This window comes from Nonomuraea sp. KM90, assembly GCF_052246675.1.
Taxonomy (GTDB): Bacteria; Actinomycetota; Actinomycetes; order Streptosporangiales; family Streptosporangiaceae; genus Nonomuraea.
Genome location: NZ_JBQQCB010000369.1, coordinates 1 through 1,054, shown reverse-complemented (window position 1 = coordinate 1,054; position 1,054 = coordinate 1). Strand labels below are relative to the sequence as shown.

Genomic DNA, 1,054 nt, shown 5'->3' with positions numbered 1-1,054 from the left:
CACCTCCTGCGACAGCGGGTCGAACGACAGGATCATCGGCAACGCCGACAGCTCCAACCAGTTCTGGTCCGGCTCGAACGGCTCCCGCTGCTCCTCCTACACCGGCGCCCTGGCCTGGTCCTTCGCCCCGGACGGCCGACTGATCGTGACCTTCGGCGGCACACCGGTCACGCCGTAACAGCCTCCGCCGACCTGGGCGGGACCCCTATCGGCCAGGCCTGCCTGCGCGACCTGGCCGCGCCGGCCGCCGAGCCCGCGGTGCCGACCCTGATCTCCCTGCAGCGCGCCGTACTCACCCTAGCGCGGCGGGCGGCCCCCGAAGCGGTCGAGCAGCTGGACCCGGCGATCGACGCCTACCGCCACTACCTCGACCTCGGATGAGACGACACCCAGGGATGCGTGCCAGGGACCGCGTGGTCGGCCCCGGGCACGTTACTGTGGCTCGTGACCGAGCGGCTTCGGCGAGCTATCAACGCCGGGCGGGAGTAACAAGCAGGACCACCGTGTCCTCTCCCGCACTGAGTTGCAGCCGGGCGTGGTCGTCAGCTGCGACCGGCTGCTGATCGCCAGCCTGCTGGCCAACCTGCTGAACAACGCCCAGCGCCACGCCGCCACCGCCGTCACCGTCGCCGTCCGAGCCGAAGACGACACCGCGGTCCTGCCGGTCTTCGACGACGGCGCCGGCATCGCCCCCGAACACCGCGAGATCGTCTTCGAACGCTTCGCCCCGCTCCCGGAATCACGCGAGCGCAACCCGAAAGGCACCGGCCTGGGCCTGGCCATCTGCCGCGAGATCGCCCACGCCCACCAGGGCTCGCTGACCGTGGAGGACCCTCCGCGCCAGGGAACGAGCCTGGTCCTGCGCATGCGTCTGCTGCCCTGAACCGGCTGCCGCACCAGCCCTCGCCGTCGCGACACGGGGCCGCTCGCTAGGGCGTGTATTTGGTTGTGATCATCTGCGGGATCCGCCCTCGTTTCGGGGTCCGATCCGGTAGATCGTTTTGCGTGACGCGAGTGCAATTGACGGATGTGGAGTGGGAGTTCATCGAGCCCT

At 69.9% G+C, this 1,054-nt stretch carries 2 protein-coding genes; both read left to right on the top strand.

Translation table 11 applies throughout. From position 1 onward, the window contains the following. Window positions 1–258: 258 nt before the first annotated feature. Entirely contained in the window at window positions 259–381 is a 123-nt protein-coding gene (locus ACTWPW_RS64280) for a hypothetical protein (protein WP_443175055.1), read from the top strand. Window positions 382–535: 154 nt separating this feature from the next. After that, complete coding sequence (locus ACTWPW_RS64275) at window positions 536–883, top strand: sensor histidine kinase (protein ID WP_443175054.1); 348 nt, start codon at window positions 536–538, stop codon at window positions 881–883. Window positions 884–1,054: the final 171 nt, after the last annotated feature.